At 61.4% G+C, this 15,830-nt stretch carries 20 protein-coding genes; 5 read left to right on the forward strand and 15 right to left on the reverse strand.

All coding sequences use genetic code 11. The features are described 5' to 3' along the window. Positions 1 to 6: 6 nt before the first annotated feature. The 3 genes from NKG60_RS02265 to NKG60_RS02275 form a co-directional block, all read right to left on the reverse strand. Complete coding sequence (locus NKG60_RS02265; RefSeq protein ID WP_302895626.1) at positions 7 to 945, reverse strand: GlxA family transcriptional regulator; 939 nt, start codon at positions 943 to 945, stop codon at positions 7 to 9. A gap of 346 nt (positions 946 to 1,291) precedes the next feature. Further along, positions 1,292 to 1,426, reverse strand: coding sequence for a hypothetical protein (locus NKG60_RS02270; RefSeq protein ID WP_013894968.1), 135 nt, complete (start codon positions 1,424 to 1,426; stop codon positions 1,292 to 1,294). 335 nt (positions 1,427 to 1,761) lie between these two features. Further along, positions 1,762 to 1,947: a hypothetical protein gene (locus NKG60_RS02275; RefSeq protein WP_352719709.1), complete on the reverse strand. Its 186-nt coding sequence runs from the start codon at positions 1,945 to 1,947 to the stop codon at positions 1,762 to 1,764. A gap of 229 nt (positions 1,948 to 2,176) precedes the next feature. On the opposite strand from NKG60_RS02275, the gene NKG60_RS02280 reads away from it, so the two are divergent. Further along, positions 2,177 to 3,076 (forward strand): LysR substrate-binding domain-containing protein, encoded by a 900-nt coding sequence (locus tag NKG60_RS02280; RefSeq protein ID WP_023676521.1) that lies wholly within the window; start codon positions 2,177 to 2,179, stop codon positions 3,074 to 3,076. 6 nt (positions 3,077 to 3,082) lie between these two features. Here NKG60_RS02280 and NKG60_RS02285 read toward each other — a convergent pair whose 3' ends face one another. The 10 genes from NKG60_RS02285 to NKG60_RS02330 form a co-directional block, all read right to left on the reverse strand. After that, entirely contained in the window at positions 3,083 to 4,066 is a 984-nt protein-coding gene (locus NKG60_RS02285; protein ID WP_352865280.1) for an alpha/beta hydrolase, read from the reverse strand. 268 nt (positions 4,067 to 4,334) lie between these two features. Continuing rightward, positions 4,335 to 4,499, reverse strand: coding sequence for a hypothetical protein (locus NKG60_RS02290; protein WP_352865282.1), 165 nt, complete (start codon positions 4,497 to 4,499; stop codon positions 4,335 to 4,337). Positions 4,500 to 4,685: 186 nt separating this feature from the next. After that, a complete protein-coding gene (locus tag NKG60_RS02295) occupies positions 4,686 to 6,755 on the reverse strand; it encodes an ASKHA domain-containing protein (RefSeq protein ID WP_352973977.1) in 2,070 nt (689 codons plus the stop codon). Between the two features lie 112 nt (positions 6,756 to 6,867). Beyond that, positions 6,868 to 7,842 carry a methyltetrahydrofolate cobalamin methyltransferase gene (locus tag NKG60_RS02300; protein ID WP_023676516.1) on the reverse strand — a complete coding sequence of 325 codons (975 nt, stop codon included), beginning with the start codon at positions 7,840 to 7,842 and terminating at the stop codon, positions 6,868 to 6,870. Positions 7,843 to 7,922: 80 nt separating this feature from the next. Beyond that, a complete protein-coding gene (locus NKG60_RS02305) occupies positions 7,923 to 9,014 on the reverse strand; it encodes a methylenetetrahydrofolate reductase (protein WP_023719930.1) in 1,092 nt (363 codons plus the stop codon). Continuing rightward, on the reverse strand, positions 9,011 to 9,634 hold the full coding sequence (locus NKG60_RS02310) for a methylenetetrahydrofolate reductase C-terminal domain-containing protein (RefSeq protein WP_352668884.1): 624 nt from the start codon (positions 9,632 to 9,634) through the stop codon (positions 9,011 to 9,013). Before NKG60_RS02310 ends, NKG60_RS02305 begins: the two co-directional genes overlap by 4 nt. After that, complete coding sequence (locus tag NKG60_RS02315) at positions 9,627 to 9,929, reverse strand: virulence factor (protein WP_352490721.1); 303 nt, start codon at positions 9,927 to 9,929, stop codon at positions 9,627 to 9,629. The genes NKG60_RS02310 and NKG60_RS02315 overlap by 8 nt, the downstream gene beginning before the upstream one ends. A gap of 233 nt (positions 9,930 to 10,162) precedes the next feature. Next, positions 10,163 to 11,074, reverse strand: coding sequence for a fatty acid desaturase (locus NKG60_RS02320; RefSeq protein WP_352865286.1), 912 nt, complete (start codon positions 11,072 to 11,074; stop codon positions 10,163 to 10,165). A 43-nt stretch (positions 11,075 to 11,117) separates the two neighbouring features. After that, complete coding sequence (locus tag NKG60_RS02325) at positions 11,118 to 11,900, reverse strand: formyl transferase (RefSeq protein ID WP_352973980.1); 783 nt, start codon at positions 11,898 to 11,900, stop codon at positions 11,118 to 11,120. Between the two features lie 77 nt (positions 11,901 to 11,977). Beyond that, positions 11,978 to 12,553, reverse strand: a complete 576-nt coding sequence (locus NKG60_RS02330; RefSeq protein ID WP_352865291.1) for a DUF4893 domain-containing protein — start codon at positions 12,551 to 12,553, stop codon at positions 11,978 to 11,980. A 120-nt stretch (positions 12,554 to 12,673) separates the two neighbouring features. Here NKG60_RS02330 and NKG60_RS02335 point away from each other — a divergent pair, with 120 nt between their 5' ends. Genes NKG60_RS02335 through NKG60_RS02345 form a run of 3 tightly spaced genes read left to right on the forward strand, consistent with a single transcriptional unit; the run spans position 12,674 to position 14,158 of the window. Beyond that, on the forward strand, positions 12,674 to 13,585 hold the full coding sequence (locus tag NKG60_RS02335) for an NAD-dependent epimerase/dehydratase family protein (RefSeq protein WP_352865293.1): 912 nt from the start codon (positions 12,674 to 12,676) through the stop codon (positions 13,583 to 13,585). Positions 13,586 to 13,626: 41 nt separating this feature from the next. Further along, on the forward strand, positions 13,627 to 13,935 hold the full coding sequence (locus NKG60_RS02340; protein ID WP_352865295.1) for a hypothetical protein: 309 nt from the start codon (positions 13,627 to 13,629) through the stop codon (positions 13,933 to 13,935). Position 13,936: 1 nt separating this feature from the next. Further along, positions 13,937 to 14,158, forward strand: coding sequence for a hypothetical protein (locus NKG60_RS02345; RefSeq protein WP_352865297.1), 222 nt, complete (start codon positions 13,937 to 13,939; stop codon positions 14,156 to 14,158). Positions 14,159 to 14,173: 15 nt separating this feature from the next. On the opposite strand, the gene NKG60_RS02350 is transcribed toward NKG60_RS02345, so the two are convergent. After that, positions 14,174 to 14,818 carry a DUF1638 domain-containing protein gene (locus NKG60_RS02350; RefSeq protein WP_352865299.1) on the reverse strand — a complete coding sequence of 215 codons (645 nt, stop codon included), beginning with the start codon at positions 14,816 to 14,818 and terminating at the stop codon, positions 14,174 to 14,176. Positions 14,819 to 14,882: 64 nt separating this feature from the next. Between NKG60_RS02350 and NKG60_RS02355 the strand changes: the two genes are divergently transcribed. Then, positions 14,883 to 15,023 carry an EncA/B family entericidin gene (locus NKG60_RS02355; RefSeq protein ID WP_292654758.1) on the forward strand — a complete coding sequence of 47 codons (141 nt, stop codon included), beginning with the start codon at positions 14,883 to 14,885 and terminating at the stop codon, positions 15,021 to 15,023. 81 nt (positions 15,024 to 15,104) lie between these two features. On the opposite strand, the gene NKG60_RS02360 is transcribed toward NKG60_RS02355, so the two are convergent. Then, entirely contained in the window at positions 15,105 to 15,803 is a 699-nt protein-coding gene (locus NKG60_RS02360) for a cobalamin B12-binding domain-containing protein (RefSeq protein ID WP_023676506.1), read from the reverse strand. Positions 15,804 to 15,830: the final 27 nt, after the last annotated feature.

Genomic DNA, 15,830 nt, shown 5'->3' on the forward strand with positions numbered 1-15,830 from the left:
GCCGGATCAAGCCGCCAGAAGCTGCTTGCGGTCGACGCGTTCTTGTTGCGGCGAGCGGGCGTACAACTCGCGATAGCATTTGGAGAAATGCGAGGCGGAAACAAAGCCGCAGGCGACCGCCACTTCGACCACCGGCAACGACGACTGGATCAGCAGGTGCCGGGCGCGGTCGAGGCGGATCTCCAGATAGTAACGGGCAGGGGAGCGCCCCATCTCGGTGCGGAACAGGCGCTCGATCTGCCGGCGCGACAGGTCGACATGGTCAGCGATCTCGATCAGCGAGAGCGGCTCGGAGAGATTGGCCTCCATCAGTTCGATAATGGTCAGAACCTTGGAATTCTGCACGCCAAGGCGGGCGCGCAGCGGCAGGCGCTGGCGGTCGGTCGGGCTGCGCACGCGATCGGTCAGCACCTGCTCGCAGACGCGGTTGACGAGGCTCTCGTCGAAATCGTCGCCGATCAGTTTCAGCATCATGTCGAGCGCGGCGGTGCCGCCGGCGCAGGTGTAGATGTTCTGGTCGATCTCGAAGAGGTCGGCGAAGACATTGGCCTTGGGGAACGCCTCGGAAAAGCCCGGCAGGTTCTCCCAATGGATGGCGCAGCGCTTGTTGGACAGCAGGCCGGCGGCGGCCAGGATATGCGCGCCGGTGCACAGGCCGCCGACGGCAACGCCGCGATTGTACTCCTCGCGCAACCAGGCAAAGGCCGATTTGTTCTGGTAGCGCTCGACATTGATGCCGCTGCAAACGATGGCCATGTTCGGCCGGTCCGGTCCGGACATTTTCTTGCGCTCTTCCTCCAGCGAGGTGTTGACGGCGCATTCGACGCCGTTCGAGGCCCGAACCGGCTTGCCGTCGATGCTGGCGAGCCGCCAGCGATAGGCTTCATAGCCGAGCATGCGGTTGGCCGAACGCAACGGATCGAGCGCCGTCGCGAAGGCGATCATGGTGAAATCGGGGACCAGGAAGAATACGAACGATCGCCGGATCGGGTGCTTTACGACGTTCACGGGTAGATCCTCACGCTGCAATGGCGCGAACAGGATGTCGCGATTAGCATAGCGACATCAGGAAAAACGTTTCCTGTCAATTGGCTAGATGGCAACGGAGAGACTTTATTTGCGACACGGGTCGCAAATGGGCAATCGCTATGCGGCGAAGGACACGACATGCCACCGGATTGACCAAACGAGCCTACGCAGTCTGCGCACGAAAACGCCGCCTCGGCAAAGCCGAAGCGGCGCTGGATCGACCTCGAAGCAGCGCGAGGCTGCTTCTACCAGGATCGCTGTCTCAGGCGACAAAGCCGAGGCGCGCGGCAGCCATGGCGCCGGTCTGACCAGGCATGGTGTTGGCCAGACGCTGGCGCTCGAGCGCGGTCGTCAGGTTCATTTCGCGGCGGGCAAAGAGGCGGGCAAAAAGCTTCATGATCATCTCCATTCGGTTGCTCAGACGGGTCGCCTTCGCTTGATGGAGTGGGGCAGCTCGTTTGTTGATGATGATATAGGCTTACGTGAGGGGAAACTAAATCGCAAAAGCGAAGCACTTGATATGAAAAGCGACACGGAATGCGACAAATTTGGGCATTCTGCCCAGGATTTTGGATTATTTACAATGTGTTGATTGCCAATGCGGGCTGCTATGCGACTTGCTCATATGCGGCATGCGACGGCGACATGGCTCGGGAAAATCATTGGAATACAAACAAAAAGGCCTGCCGGGCTGATCTGCGCGGCAGGCCTTCAGCTGTTGATACACACGGTTTACTTTGCTCCAGCCCAAGATCCCACACCATGGCGAGTGCCGGCCTTGGCATCGGCAGCGTCGGGCCAGCCGATATCCTTCTGCAGTTCAATCGGCAGCGCGCGGATGGCGCGTTCCGTCTGGTAGCGGGCGCGGGCCTCGCTGAACTCGGTCGCGATCCGACCGATGGATGACAGGATAGACATCTCATTCTCCTTCGCGTTGGGCCGGGTTGTCCCGGCGCTTGCAGCGTCAGGCGGTACACCGGGTTTGTTTCAGCTTCATTTCGTGTCGATTGCAGGTCCGTGTCATGGTTGTTTCAGGACCACTTCCATGCGTCTTGCCTTCGATGGAGTTGACTATCCTCCCAAACTGATGTTCAATCAAACGAAATGGAATGATGGTTTGCATCAGAAAAATTGAAGGTCGCTTGCCATGAACGCCCCACTCAATCATCCGCTGCCACTGCTCGATCTCGACGTTCTGCGCACTTTCGTTGCAATCGCCGAGACCGGCAGCTTCACCACTGCGGCCAATGCGGTCTTCCGCACGCCGTCGGCCGTCTCCATGCAGATCAAGAAGCTGGAGGATATTCTCGGCCGCTCGGTGTTCGCGCGCGATGCCCGTTCGGTGACGCTGACCACCGATGGCGAGATGCTGCTCGGCTATGCGCGCCGGCTGCTGTCGATCAATCGCGAGGTGGTGTCGAAGTTCATCATTCCAGACATTGTCGGGGTGGTGCGGCTCGGCTCGCCGGACGATTATGGCGAACGTGTGCTGCCGCATGTGCTGAAGCGGTTCGCACAATCGCATCCATCGATCGCCGTCGACGTCACCATCGACCAGAGTGTCAATCTGCGCCGGCGCATGGACGATCGGGCACTCGACATCACGCTGCTCACCAACTCCTACAAGACCAGCGCGATCGGTGCCGAAGTGCTGCTCACAGAGCCGATCGTCTGGGCCGGTGCCAAGGGCGGTTGCGCGCATCTGCGCGAGCCGCTGCCGGTCTCCTTGTGGGAAGAGGGCTGTGCCTGGCGGGCAGGGGCATTGGAGGCGCTTGGCCGCGAGGGCCGTAACTACCGCATCGCCTATATGAGCGCACACACGGCCGGCCAGCGCGCCGCGATCATGGCGGATCTTGCAGTCGCGCCGCTTCCGAAATCATTCCTCGGCAGCGACATGGTCGAGTTGTGCCCGAAGGACGGCATGCCTGACATCGGCACCTACAATCTCGCCATGGTGGTGACGCCGGACGCCAGTGCTCCGGTGAAGGCAGTAGCCGACCATATCCGCGCGACGTTTGAGATGTTCAGGGAAACTGGGAAGTTCTGACCCAAACTACGACCTGAGCGGCGCAACCAGATCGCGAGGGGTTCCGTCGCGGTCTGTCCTCTGCAGCGACAACTCTCCTGCCTTGGCATGGTAACTGCCAGTTTCGTTGGTCAAGAAGGCCACTATACTGTCCCGCGCGCGTCGCGCCTCCGGCATGTCGATCAACGGCCAGACATGGAACATGCCTTGTTCGTGGACGACCTCAATTTCGACGCCGGCCGCGCGCGCCTTTTCCGCGAAGATCAGATTGTCGGGGGTGAGCAGATCACGTGAACCGGTCAGCAGCAGCGTTTTGGGCAGCACCGACAAGTCGCCGTAAACCGGGCTGATGCGCCAGTCGGTGGGATCTATGCCGGCGCTGTAAAGCCGGATCGCCTCGCGGCCGCCGGCAATGCCCAGCCACGGATCGTTGCGTTCAGCCTCATACATTTCTGGGTTGGCGAGCGACACGTCGAGGCCGGGCGAAATCAGCACGTGGCGTGATGGCAAGGGCAGGCCGTCTTGCGCAGCCATCATGGTCAGCACGACGGCCATGTTTCCGCCGGCGGAATCGCCCATGAAGACGATATCATTTGCCCTGGTTTCGCCGAACATCTGGCGGTAGACGGCGCCGACCATGCCGAACATGGCGTGAAAATCGTGTTCGGGAGCAATGGGATAGATCGGCACGGTAATACCGAACCCGAGACGGTCGGCCATGTCGGCGATCAGCCGCCAATGATAGGGTGTGATTTCAAAGACGTAAGCGCCGCCGTGCAGGTAGAGAATCCGCCTCCGCTCACCAGCCTGGGGAGCGATCTCGTAGACGGGAAAGCCGTTGATCGTGCGGGTTGTGATCTCCAGGTGCGACCGCAGCGACGCAGGCGGCTGATGGTTTTCCGTCCTGCGCGCATAGGCGATCCAGCGCTGCAGGTTCTCCGGGCTGGAAAACGCCTTCTTGCGACTGTACCTGAGGACGAACGACACGACGTGGCTTTTGAGACTGGGCATGCAGATACACGGACTTCGGCTGAGCCGACTAAGAGAACCCCCGACTATTTCGAAGATTGTGTCGCCACCAAAAAAGTCAAGATTGATGCAATCTCAACACGGTGGTTTGATCCCAGCTGTCGACAAAGCGTCCGGCCATGAAGTCTCTGGCCTATTGGCGCAGCTCAACGCCGGGGCAGTAATGCGGCGCGCAGCCAATTGCTGGGTGCAGCCGGAGCCGCATTGCGGCCCCGGCGAATACCGAGCAGCTTGCATTTGCCGATGAATTTCATCCGCGCTGCATGCCCCATCCGACCGAAAGCGGCGACACCGGCCAGCCAATGTCCTTCTGGATCTCAGGCGGCAAGCTGTTCAGGATGCGCAGCGACTTTCGCGCTTCGCGTGTTTTCTTGAAGGCCGCACCATAGCGGCCGAGGCTTTCGAACATCGACATCGTGATCTCCTTGGAGCGTTGCGGTGGCCGAAAATTGTTTCCGCCTGCCGTTCGATACCGGTTAAATGCTCCGCCTATGTATCTGGCGGATTTCACGAAAACGCGATTTCGTTTCCAGATCGGTGCGATCTGGAAACATTTGCATACAAATGAAAATGGAAGGTCTGACAGCCTAGCGGAGGCGAGTCATCCCCGCCCGCGCCGCGCGGCGTGGCCTTCGCGCGAACGCCGCCGCGGGGCAGCGTCGCCGGCAATGCCGTCCTCGCTGACCGTCTTGCGGGGTGGCAGTTTCACCGCCGCCGACAGCTTGGGAAACGGATCGATCTTGTTCGGGAGCGCCATGGCATAAACGAAATGTTCCTGGAATTTCGGCTCCAGCGCCGTCTCGATCTTCTCGATCTTGCTAACGGTTTCCTCGATCTCGCGGCGATAGCCACGGTTCAAGAGCGCCATGCGGGCGCCGGCGCCGGCCGCATTGCCAACGGCCGAGACCTTGTCGAGGTCGCAATCCGGGATCAGGCCCAGCACCATTGCGTATTTCGGGTCGATGAACGAGCCGAATGCGCCGGCGAAGTGGATGCGATCGACGTGATCGGTGTGCTGCTTTTCCATCAAAAGCTTGGTGCCGGCATAAAGGGCGGCCTTGGCAAGCTGGATAGCGCGCACATCGGTCTGGGTGATGGTGATCTTGGGCTCGCCTTCCTTCAGCACATAGGAGAAGGTGCGGCCATTGGCGACGACGCGAGACGAGTTGGCGCTCAGCGATCCATCGACGACGCCGTCCTCGGAGATGATGCCGGCGAGATACATCTCGGCGACCACCTCGATGATGCCGGAGCCGCAAATGCCGGTGACGCCGGTCGCCTGCACGCTGTCGAGGAAGCCCGGCTCGTCGGACCAGAGTTCCGAGCCGATGACGCGGTATTTCGGCTCAAGCGTTTCGGGATCGATACGGACGCGCTCGATGGCACCCGGTGCGGCACGCTGGCCACCGGAGATTTCCGCACCTTCAAAGGCCGGGCCAGTTGGCGAGGAGGCCGCCACGACCCGCTGGCGATTGCCGAGCACGATCTCGGCATTGGTGCCGACATCGACGATCAGCATCATCTCGTCCTGGCGGTGCGGGCCTTCCGACAGCGTCACCGCGGCAGCGTCCGCGCCGACATGGCCGGCAATGCAAGGCAGCATATAAAGCCTGGCGCCCTGGTTGAGCTTCAAGCCGATATCCGATGCTTTGATGTGCACGGCGCCGGAGATGGCTAGCGCGAAGGGGGCGCCGCCGAGCTCGGTCGGATCGATGCCGAGGAACAGATGATGCATGATCGGATTACCGACGAAGACGGAATCCAGGATGTCATTGCGCTGGACGTTGCCTTCGGTGCAGACCTTGTCCACAAGCCCCGAAATGGCCTCGCGCACGGCGACCGTCATGCCTTCGCGGCCGTCCGGGTTCATCATTACGTACGAGACACGGCTCATCAGGTCCTCGCCGAAGCGGATCTGCGGATTGGATGTGCCCGACGAGGCGGCGACGCGGCCCGACAGCAACGACACCAGATGCATGGCGATGGTGGTCGAGCCGATATCGCAGGCAAGCCCGTACGCCTCGTTCTTGAGGCCGGGCCACAAAGCGATGACCCGCGCGGTCTCGCTGTCGGTGTCCTTGTGGATGGCGGCGGTCGCGGTCCAGTTGCCCTTGCGCAAAATGCCTTGCACCTGCGGCAACAGATGGAAATCGAAATCGAGGCTCTTGAGGCCCCAGTCCTTCATCAGCGCGATCTTCAGGCGGTCGAGGTCGCCGAGCGGCTTGTGCATGTCGGGTTCTTCGATCTCGACATAGCACATGCGGATTGCCGCATCGCGGGCGATGACCCTGGTGTCGGCGTCCTTGCGGATGGTCTGCGCGTTGATGACGGTGTCCTGCGGCACGTCGACGACGAGATCGCCGAGAATCTGCGCCGAGCAGGACAGGCGGCGCCGCTCGGGCAGCCCACGCACGCGCTCGTAGCGCTCTTCCTTGGCGCCCTTGGGCGAGATGTGGTCGTTGGAGGAAACGATCTTGTGCTTGGCGAAATTGCCTTCCTGCACCTCGATCTGGCAACGCCCGCAAGTGGCACGCCCGCCGCACACGCTCTCGACATAGACACCGAGCTGGCGCGCGGCATCCAGAACCGGCGTGCCGACCGGAAACCGTCCGCGCTTGCCGGACGGCATGAACAGCACGAGCGGATCGGTGATGTTGACGGGAGAGTTCATACGTTCCAGACTTTACTTTCTACGCTGCTCGGGTCTTGGCCACGGCAGCGATGCCGCTGTGTTTCGGTTCCTCCCCAGTCCTAAGCCCATATTGTGTCGGCCAAGCCATGGCTCAACCCCGGGCCATCCGCGCTTCGCGGCCGCCGCGCCTGCGTCCGCCATTGCCATTGCCGTCGCCCGGCGCGTTGACCTGTGTCCGGGCGGCAACGGCCTGGCCGCCTTCAGCAGGCTTGTAGTCCTTGTAGGTCCTGATCCAGTTGGTGCAGTTCTCGTCGGTGCCGTTCAGCACGTTGGCGCCGCGCACCGCTTCCATTTCCTGCGGCCGCACCGGGTTCATGATCGCCGAGGTCATGCCGGCGCCGATCACCATCGGGATGAAGGCGGCGTTGATGCCATGACGGTGCGGCAGGCCGAACGAGATGTTGGAGAGGCCGCAGGTGGTGTTGACCTTGAGTTCCTCGCGCAGCCGGCGTAGCAGGGCAAATACCTGGCGCCCGGCATCGCCCAGCGCGCCGATCGGCATGACCAGCGGGTCGACGACCACATCATGCGCCGGAATGCCGAAGTCGGCACAGCGCTGAACGATCTTCTTGGCGACGGCAAAGCGCACATCGGGGTCCATCGAAATACCGGTCTCGTCATTGGAAATGGCGACGACCGGGACGTTGTATTTCTTGATCAGCGGCAGGATGGCTTCGAGCTTTTCCTCCTCGCCGGTGACAGAATTGACCAGCGGCCGGCCCTTGGCAACCTTCAGCGCCGCTTCGATCGCGGCGGTCACCGACGAATCGATCGACAACGGCAGGTCGACCAGACCTTGGACGATCTCCAGCGTCTGCACCAGCAGCGCCGGCTCGGTGGCGTTGGGATCGACTGCAGTGACGCCGGCATTGACGTCGAGCATGGTCGCCCCACAGGCGGCCTGCTCCAGCGCATCCTTGATGACGGTCTCAAAATTGCCGGCGATCATTTCGGCGGCCAGTTTCTTACGGCCGGTCGGGTTGATGCGCTCGCCGATCACGCAGAAGGGCTGATCGAAGCCGATGATGATTTCTCGTGTCGCCGAGGCGACGATGGTCCGGGTCATGAAATCTCTCCGTCGTGATATAAAGAGTTCTTTATATCGTTATCTGTTTCTGATCAAGCGAATGCTGACGATTCGCGCTGTCAATGCGCGGTCTTGACCATGTCGACCTGGGTTTCGGTGAGGTCGTCATGCAGTATGTGGTCGAGCCGGTCGGCAACGAGCTGGTCGTCGCGGCGGATTTCGCGCTTCCACGGCCGGCGGCCCTTCAGCACGCCGGATTCATCGACGATCTCGGCGACATACTCTTCCTGGCGGTAGGCCATCACATGGACACCGGACACACCGGGAATTTCCTTCACCTCATTGATGATGTCGATGCAGAGCTGCTTGCCTTCCTTCTTCTGATCTTGGGCGCCTTCCAGACGCTTGACGATCTGATCGGGAATGTGAATGCCCGGCACGTTTGAGCGAACCCATCTGGCCGTCTTGGCCGAGGCCAGCGGCCCGACGCCGCACAGGATGAAGCATTTCTCGGTATAGCCGAGATCGCGGACCTTCTGCATGTAGGTGCGGAACATCGGTACGTCGAAGCAGTACTGGCTCTGCACGAACTGCGCGCCGGCGGCGATCTTCTTGCCAAGCCGATAGGGCCGGAAATCGATCGGCGGCGCGAACGGGTTGATGGCGGCGCCAAGGAAAAGCTGCGGCGGCGTCGTGAGTTTGCGGCCGGACAGGAATTTGCCGTTGTCGCGCATGATGCGGCAGGTTTCGAGCAGCGACATGCAGTCGAGATCGAACACCGGCTTGGCGCCGGGCTGGTCGCCGGCCTGCACGCCGTCGCCGGTCAGGCACAGCATGTTGGCGACACCCATCGCAGCACCCCCAAGCACGTCGCCCTGGATGGCGATGCGGTTCCGGTCGCGGCAGGCGATCTGCATGATCGGGGCATAGCCCATGCGGGTCAGCAGCGCGCAGATGCCGACCGACGACATGTGGCAGTTGGCGCCGGAAGCGTCGACGGCATTGATGGCGTCGACCCAGCCGTCGAAAATCCTGGCGCGGTTGTAGACGTCTTCCGGATCGGCGCTGTCGGGCGGATTGAGCTCGGTCGTCACTGCGAACTCGCCGCGTCGCAGAACCCGCTCAAGCCGGCCGCGGGAGGTGTGGCCGGGCAGGGGATCGAGCGGCAAATGGATGCCGGCCGGATTCTCGTCTGGCTGGCGGCCGATCATGCCGACGCTCCGGTGTTGGTAGTGTTGTGGGCCGCATTGCGGGCGGCCGCGGCCTGCGCGGTCACCCGCAGCCAGGCGGAAGTTTCGCGCAAGGACTGATCCACCGGCTTCTGCACGTCCAAAATCTTGTCGCCATGCACCATGTTCCGCGAGCCTTCCCAGGCCTTGACCCAGACGCAAGGCATGTCTGGCTCGACCTCGCAATTGCCGTTGGCGCGGACACCGCCGCAAGGGCCGTTGCGCAATTGCTTGGGGCAGTTCATCGGGCACGACATGCCGGTCGAGGATAGGATGCACTGGCCGCACATGCGGCAGTCGAACATGAATCCCTTGACGCGCTTCTCGACGAATTTCACCGGCCCTTCGACACGGCTGTAGCCGATGCCCTTCCATAGCGGGTGGAGAGTCAGGAACATGTCGGCAAACCTGGCGTAGAACCATTCGAGCAGCCGCGAATGCCGCACCGACCAAAGCCGCACAGCAAACGAGCGCTGCACGCGCCGCTGCGGCGACACGTCGGCCGGCTTGTAGTCGGATTTCGGCGCCGCGTTCTTGACGATGGTCGCCTGGGTCACGCCGGCTTGAGCCGTCGTCGCCGGCATTGATTGGGGATCAGACATTTTCTTTGCCGCCCGCCTTGACCAGAGCGACCAGCCGCTCACGGTCGTATTTCGCGTCAAGTTCCTGAAGGGCTTTCTCGGCCTCGGCTTCAAGATCGTCACCGACCGGGATGGGCTCTGCCTTGCGCCATTCGGCAAGATAGTCGTCGGTGCCGCCGGCGCCGGTGCGCATGGCGCACATGTCGATCGCCTCGGTGAAGCGCAATGGCAGTTCGCGCTTGGCGTTCTGCCGGCCCTTCTTGACGATGACCTGGGCGGGGATGTCGCGCCAGTAGACGACGATCAGATCGGCCATGAATTCCTGCTCCTGGAGAGCGCCGCGCGTCCAATCGGACGCACAAACGATGCTCTACCACCTAACTCTGCTGCGTCGTACTTTCGAGGATCGATTCCGATCTTTTGGGCCGATGCAGTGGTTTCGAGCATTGCCGGAAGCGCTGTTGGGCTGCTTGTTATGGGACGACGCGGGGGCCTTCAAAAACGACGCAATCGACGGCGGCGGTTGAAAGCGGAGTCTTTCAGCACAGGTCAGCCGGCGCGGCCATCGAAGCTGCCGACCAGCTTCCCGTGGAAGCGCACGTAACCTCGTTCGGTCGTGCGTAGATGCCCCGCGACGATCTCATGGAAGCGCGGCAGGCTGTGGAAGGGAACGGCCGGATAGGAATGGTGCTCCGAATGGTATGGCATGTTCCAAGCCACGAAGCGCACCAGCCTTGTGGTGAAGGTGGTGCGAGTGTTCTCGAGCATGTTGGCGACGTGCGGGCACAACGCGTGCTCGGCCAGCAGGTAGGCCCGCAAAAACGGCTGTCCGATCAGCACCGGCACGATCCAGACCCACAACAGCAGCGCCGATTGCGCGGCGAGCGATGCGGCCAGCACCACCGCATAGCCGATCAGGAACAGCCGTGCTTCGGCAACCACCTTGCCGCTGCCCTTGTCCGGTACAAAGCCGTCGCGGTTGCGGCCAGCCGCGTTGGTTGCGACCACGCGGCCCATGGCGATCCAATAGGGGCCGCCGGACAGATAGCGCAGATATTGGCTGACGGTCTCCGGCTTCGGCGCCATCAGTTCGGGGTCGTTTTTCGGGTCGTGCGTATGGCGGTGATGGGCGAAATGGAAATAGCGGAACCATGCCGGCGGCAGCAGGATCAGGAAGCCAGCCACGGCGGCAACAGCGCGATTGAGCCACGCCGTCCTGAACGCCGTTTCATGGATGGTCTCGTGCAACGGCGTGAAGAAGAAGACGATCAGGATTCCCTGCGGCAAGACGAGAAGCGGCCAGAACGGGATGCGGGCGGCGATCAGCGCGCCCAGCAGGATAACCAGCCCGCCATGGACGGCCAGCCGGACGATGCCTGGCCGGTCAAGCCTGGCGGTGAGGTCGCGACGATCCTCGACTGAAAGGCCGGCAATGATGGTGCGGTGGTCGATGTCGCTCATGATGCAATGTTAGTGGCGGGTGGCTGTCCGGTAAATCGGCGCGTCACCAGACGCCGTTCCTTATCCCGGTCCAGAGATAAAACCAGACCGTCGGATGATACCATTGTTTCGAAGGCAGGCCGGGATCCACCGTGCCGAGCTTGCCGGCCAGCGCATCCCTGACCGCTTCGACGCAGATGTCGCGCGAGAACGCCGCCTGCCGCAACGCGTAGCTTGAAATCGTGTCGCCCGGCTGCGGTTTGCCACGCGCCTGCCGCAGCACGCCGCCAGTGTCGCCGCGGGCGGCGACGAGATGCACGGTGGTGCCGAAGTTTTCCGCATCGCCTGAAGCCAGCGCCCAGTAGCCGCCGTTCATGCCACGATATTTCGGGGCGATGCCGGCATGGTAGTTGAGGACCGGGCAAGGGATTTTTGCCAGCGTCTGCCGCGACAGCAAGCGGCAGCCGGCGAGCAGCACCGCACCCGGCTGGATTTCCGCGATCGCCTGCAGGCATTCCGGCGCGTTGGCCGACGGGACGTGGATGATCTTTTGCCCATGCTTCGGTTCGGTTTGTAGCTTCCGCTCGGCGGCAAGCCGTGCTGCGTGGCCGGCGAAGAAGCGCTCGCCGAGGCGCGTCAGCATCATCGTGCCGAGTTGACCGATGGCCGAGGCCCAGCCTTGCCGCCGCGCCCGCCCGAAGAGCAATTGCTTTTTGGAGTCAGGGGCTTCGAGGATGACGCTGACCGGACCGAGTTGATCGGCGACGGCGTTGACGATCGCCCAGATATGCGGCCCGCCTTCGGTGACGACGACGATCGTCCGTTGGTTTGTTTTCGACTGTGCCATGCTTCGCGACCTCCGCAAAGACCTGTTCTTTGCGCGCGAATGCTAGGCTGACCGGGTTAACCCTTGGTGATCGGGGCTCAGCGCTTGAGTTCGAGGATGTCGAGCTTCGATTCGTAGTAGGGCGCCGGGAACTCGATGCGCCATTCGCTGGCGCTGTTGCGGAAGGCATAGCCGACCTGATCGCTTTCCGGGCCGCTGCCATAGGGCTTTGCCGGATCGTCGTTGACGTAGAAGGAACCGAGATAGATCGCGCGTTTCTCGCTATCGTCGAAGAAGCGGCCCTTGGTGCGCTGCGAGCCGGTGATCTTTTCCAGTCTCCAGCCGGAACCGTCGTCGCTCACCTTGCATTTGAACCAGCCATAGATGACGAGCGGGCTCAATCCGCCGGCCTTGATGGTGCGGCATTGCCATTTGCCGGTCAGATCCTTGTCGGAGAAGGAAACCAGCGGCTTTGCCAGCAAGGCGTCGAGCTGCTTGACCTCAGCGGGATCGCCGGCCTTCGCCTCGTCAAGCGCTGCCTTGCGCGTCTCGCCATATTTGTCGAGCCGCGCCTTGTCGGCAGCCGTTATCAGCTTCTGCACCTCGCCATCGGCGAACGCGGGCAGGGCAAAGCAGAAGACAACTGCTGCGGCAAACATGAGGCGAGCGATCATTCGTGGAGTTTCCCTTTGATGGCTGGTGCAGCCTGTTTTCTTGTCTGGCGCATACCTTAATGTTTCGCAGCGCTCTGTCATCCGTGCCTGAGCATCGACAGCAGAAACGAGGTGGAAAGAATGCGGATCTTGCTGACGGGATCGTCGGGTTGGCTGGGCAGCGCCTTGTCACCGCGCCTGCGGGCCCTCGACCATGACGTCATCGGCCTCGATCTCGTTCCGTCTTCGGAAACGCCAATCGTCGGCTCAGTCGCCGATCGCGACCTGGTCATGCGGACGGTCGAGGAGAACCGCGTCGGGGCCATCATCCATAGCGGCGCGCTGCACAAGCCTGACATCGAACGTCATCGCAACGAGGATTTCGTCGAGACGAATGTGCGCGGCACGCTCAACCTGCTCGATGCGGCAGCAGCTTTTGGCGTTCAGCGCTTCATCTTCACCTCGACGACATCGCTGATGATTTCCCAAACCATCCGCACCGGCTTCACCGGCGGGGCGCGCAGGGCGGCATGGCTGACGGAAGACATGTCGCCTGAACCGCGCAACATCTACGGCGTCACCAAGCTTTCAGCCGAACACCTCTGCCGGCTCTATCATTTGCAGTTCGGCCTGCCGGTGATCGTGTTGCGCACCGCCCGGTTTTTTCCCGAGGCGGACGACATGGCTCATGTGATCGAACAGTCGGACGCCAACACCAAGGCCAATGAGCTGTTGTTCCGCCGGCTGACGGTGGAGGACGCAGCCGACGCCCACATTGCTGCTCTGGAGAAAGCGCCGCAATTGGGCTTCGACATCTTCATCATTTCGGCGCCAACACCGTTCCAGCCCGACGATTGCGCGGCATTGATCGCCGACGCACCGTCGGTTGTCGCACGCTATTTTCCGGATTATCCGGTGCTCTACGCGAAGAAAGGCTGGACGATGTTTTCGTCGATCGACCGGGTCTATGATGCATCGCGAGCGAGGGACCGGCTGGGTTTCGTCTGCAAGACGAGCTTTGCCGATGTGCTGGCGGCGCTGGCCACCGAATAGAAGCGCAGCTATTGTCCCGAGTGTTCTGCGGAGACGTGTGCTTGGGTATTACGATCCATTTTGAGGGGCAACTGGGCGGCGCGGAGCAGTACGCTGCGCTGTTGCAGGAAGTCGAAGCGTTTGCCATCGCTCGAGACTGGCGATTTCGGCCGATAGACGAGTCCGAAATGGTTCTCAACCGGGTCATCGACGAACGCAGCGTGGACTATATCGGCCCGGTCATGGGGATAGAATGCCTGCCGCATCCCAAGTCGGATCGCCTACGGTTCGAGTTCGACAGGGACCTCTTCATGCAGCAATTTTGCAAAGACCCAGTTTGCCGGATCGGACGCGCACATCGAGATCATTGAGTTGCTTCGCAAAATTGCTCCTCTTTTCCACAAGTTCGACGTCTTTGATGAAGGCGAGTATTGGGAACTGGGCAACCGCTCAATTCTGCAGGCCCACCTCGACACTATCGAAGCCTTGATTGCAGAGGCGTTGCGCAAGGACCCGACAGCAAGGGGGCCGATCCGGTTTGACAACGGCCGCGTTGTCGATTTCGTGTCGGATCCGCAATCCGAGAGCAAATAATCCGAAGTCGGGCGCTTAACGGACTTCTTCTTCTGGATACGAGGCCACCCGCGCGAGTTCGCCAGTCAGGTCACCATAGCCGGTCGAGCGCCGCTCATAGGCGAGGCCGAGCATTTTCGCCGCCTTTTCGGCGACCTTGTCGAGTTCCGGGTCGTTGGTCTGAGCGATATAGATCAGCTTCTCGTAGTTGCCGAAATAGTCCTTGATCAGCTCCGGATGCCTGTCGAGGCCGAGCGGCTTCATGAAGAAGGCATCGAACTGCCGGCACAGGAAGTCGGTCATGTAGAACGACATCATGTCGTCGTCGGCGACTTTCGCGTAGGTATCCATGCCCTGGTAGAAGGCAAAGCAATGCGGCCCGGCCATGCGCTCGACGCCATGCTTCTCGCAGACCCGATCGAGCAAGCCACCCGTGCCGCAATCGGCATAGCCGACGAAGATGTGTTTGTAGCCGTCCGCCCTGGCCTTGGCGATTGCCTTGTCCATGGCCGGCGCGATGCGGTCCGGATAGAAATGGAACTCCGCCGGCAGGCAGGTCAAGTCGAGATGGTCGAGCCCGAGCTGCTCCTTGACCGCCAAAACTTCGCGCGCGATCATCCCGCAGGCGATGACGAGCAGCCTGTCGCCTTGATCGGATTGTTGTTTTCGCGCGGTAGTCATGGAACCAGTCTAATCCATCTTCGTTGCTGTCCAGCGAATTTATATCCTGAGGGAGACACCAATCATGAAATTGTTCCGCGTTGCGCCAATCGCTATTCTCGCCTGCGCCTTGGCTGTTTCGGCCTGCGCCAACACGGTGCGCGGCGTCGGCAAGGATCTCAAATCCACTGCGAAGGCGGTTGACGATACCGTCAAGAAACCCTGATCTGCACGATTTCAAACATTTGGGAATAAAAAAGCCGCACTGCAAGGCGCGGCTTTTTTCGTAGGTGCCGAATTTGTTGGCTCAAGCCGAAGCGCGGACATTGTGCTTGCGCTTCATGAAGTCCTTGGCGGTCTCGACCGCCACCGCGGCGTCGCGGCAATAGGCGTCGGCGCCGACGGCTTTGCCGAATTCCTCGTTGAGCGGTGCGCCGCCGACCAGCACGACATAGTCGTCGCGAATGCCCTTTTCCTTCATCGTATCGATGACGACTTTCATGTAAGGCATGGTCGTCGTCAGCAGCGCCGACATGCCGATGATGTCGGGCTGGTGCTTTTCGATGGCATCGAGATATTTTTCGACCGCATTGTTGATGCCGAGGTCGATGACATCGAAGCCGGCGCCTTCCATCATCATGCCGACCAGGTTCTTGCCGATGTCATGGATGTCGCCCTTGACGGTGCCGATCACCATCTTGCCCTGCTTCGGGGCGCCGGTGGCGACAAGCAGCGGACGCAGGATGAACATGCCGGCCTTCATCGCGTTGGCCGACAGCAGCACTTCGGGAACGAACAGGATGCCGTCGCGGAAATCTTCGCCGACGATGCGCATGCCTTCGACCAGAGCCTCGGTCAGAACCTTGTAAGGCGCCCAGCCGCGCTCGAGAAGGATATTGGTGCCCTCCTCGATTTCTTCCTTCAACCCGTCATAAAGATCGTCGTGCATCTGCTGCACCAACTCGTCGTCGGAGAGTTCCGAAAGGATGATCTCGTCGTCGGCCATTTTTTCTCAGGCTCCTTGCCGGCTACA

The sequence above is a fragment of the Mesorhizobium sp. M1428 genome (assembly GCF_040317515.1).
Taxonomy (GTDB): Bacteria; Pseudomonadota; Alphaproteobacteria; order Rhizobiales; family Rhizobiaceae; genus Mesorhizobium.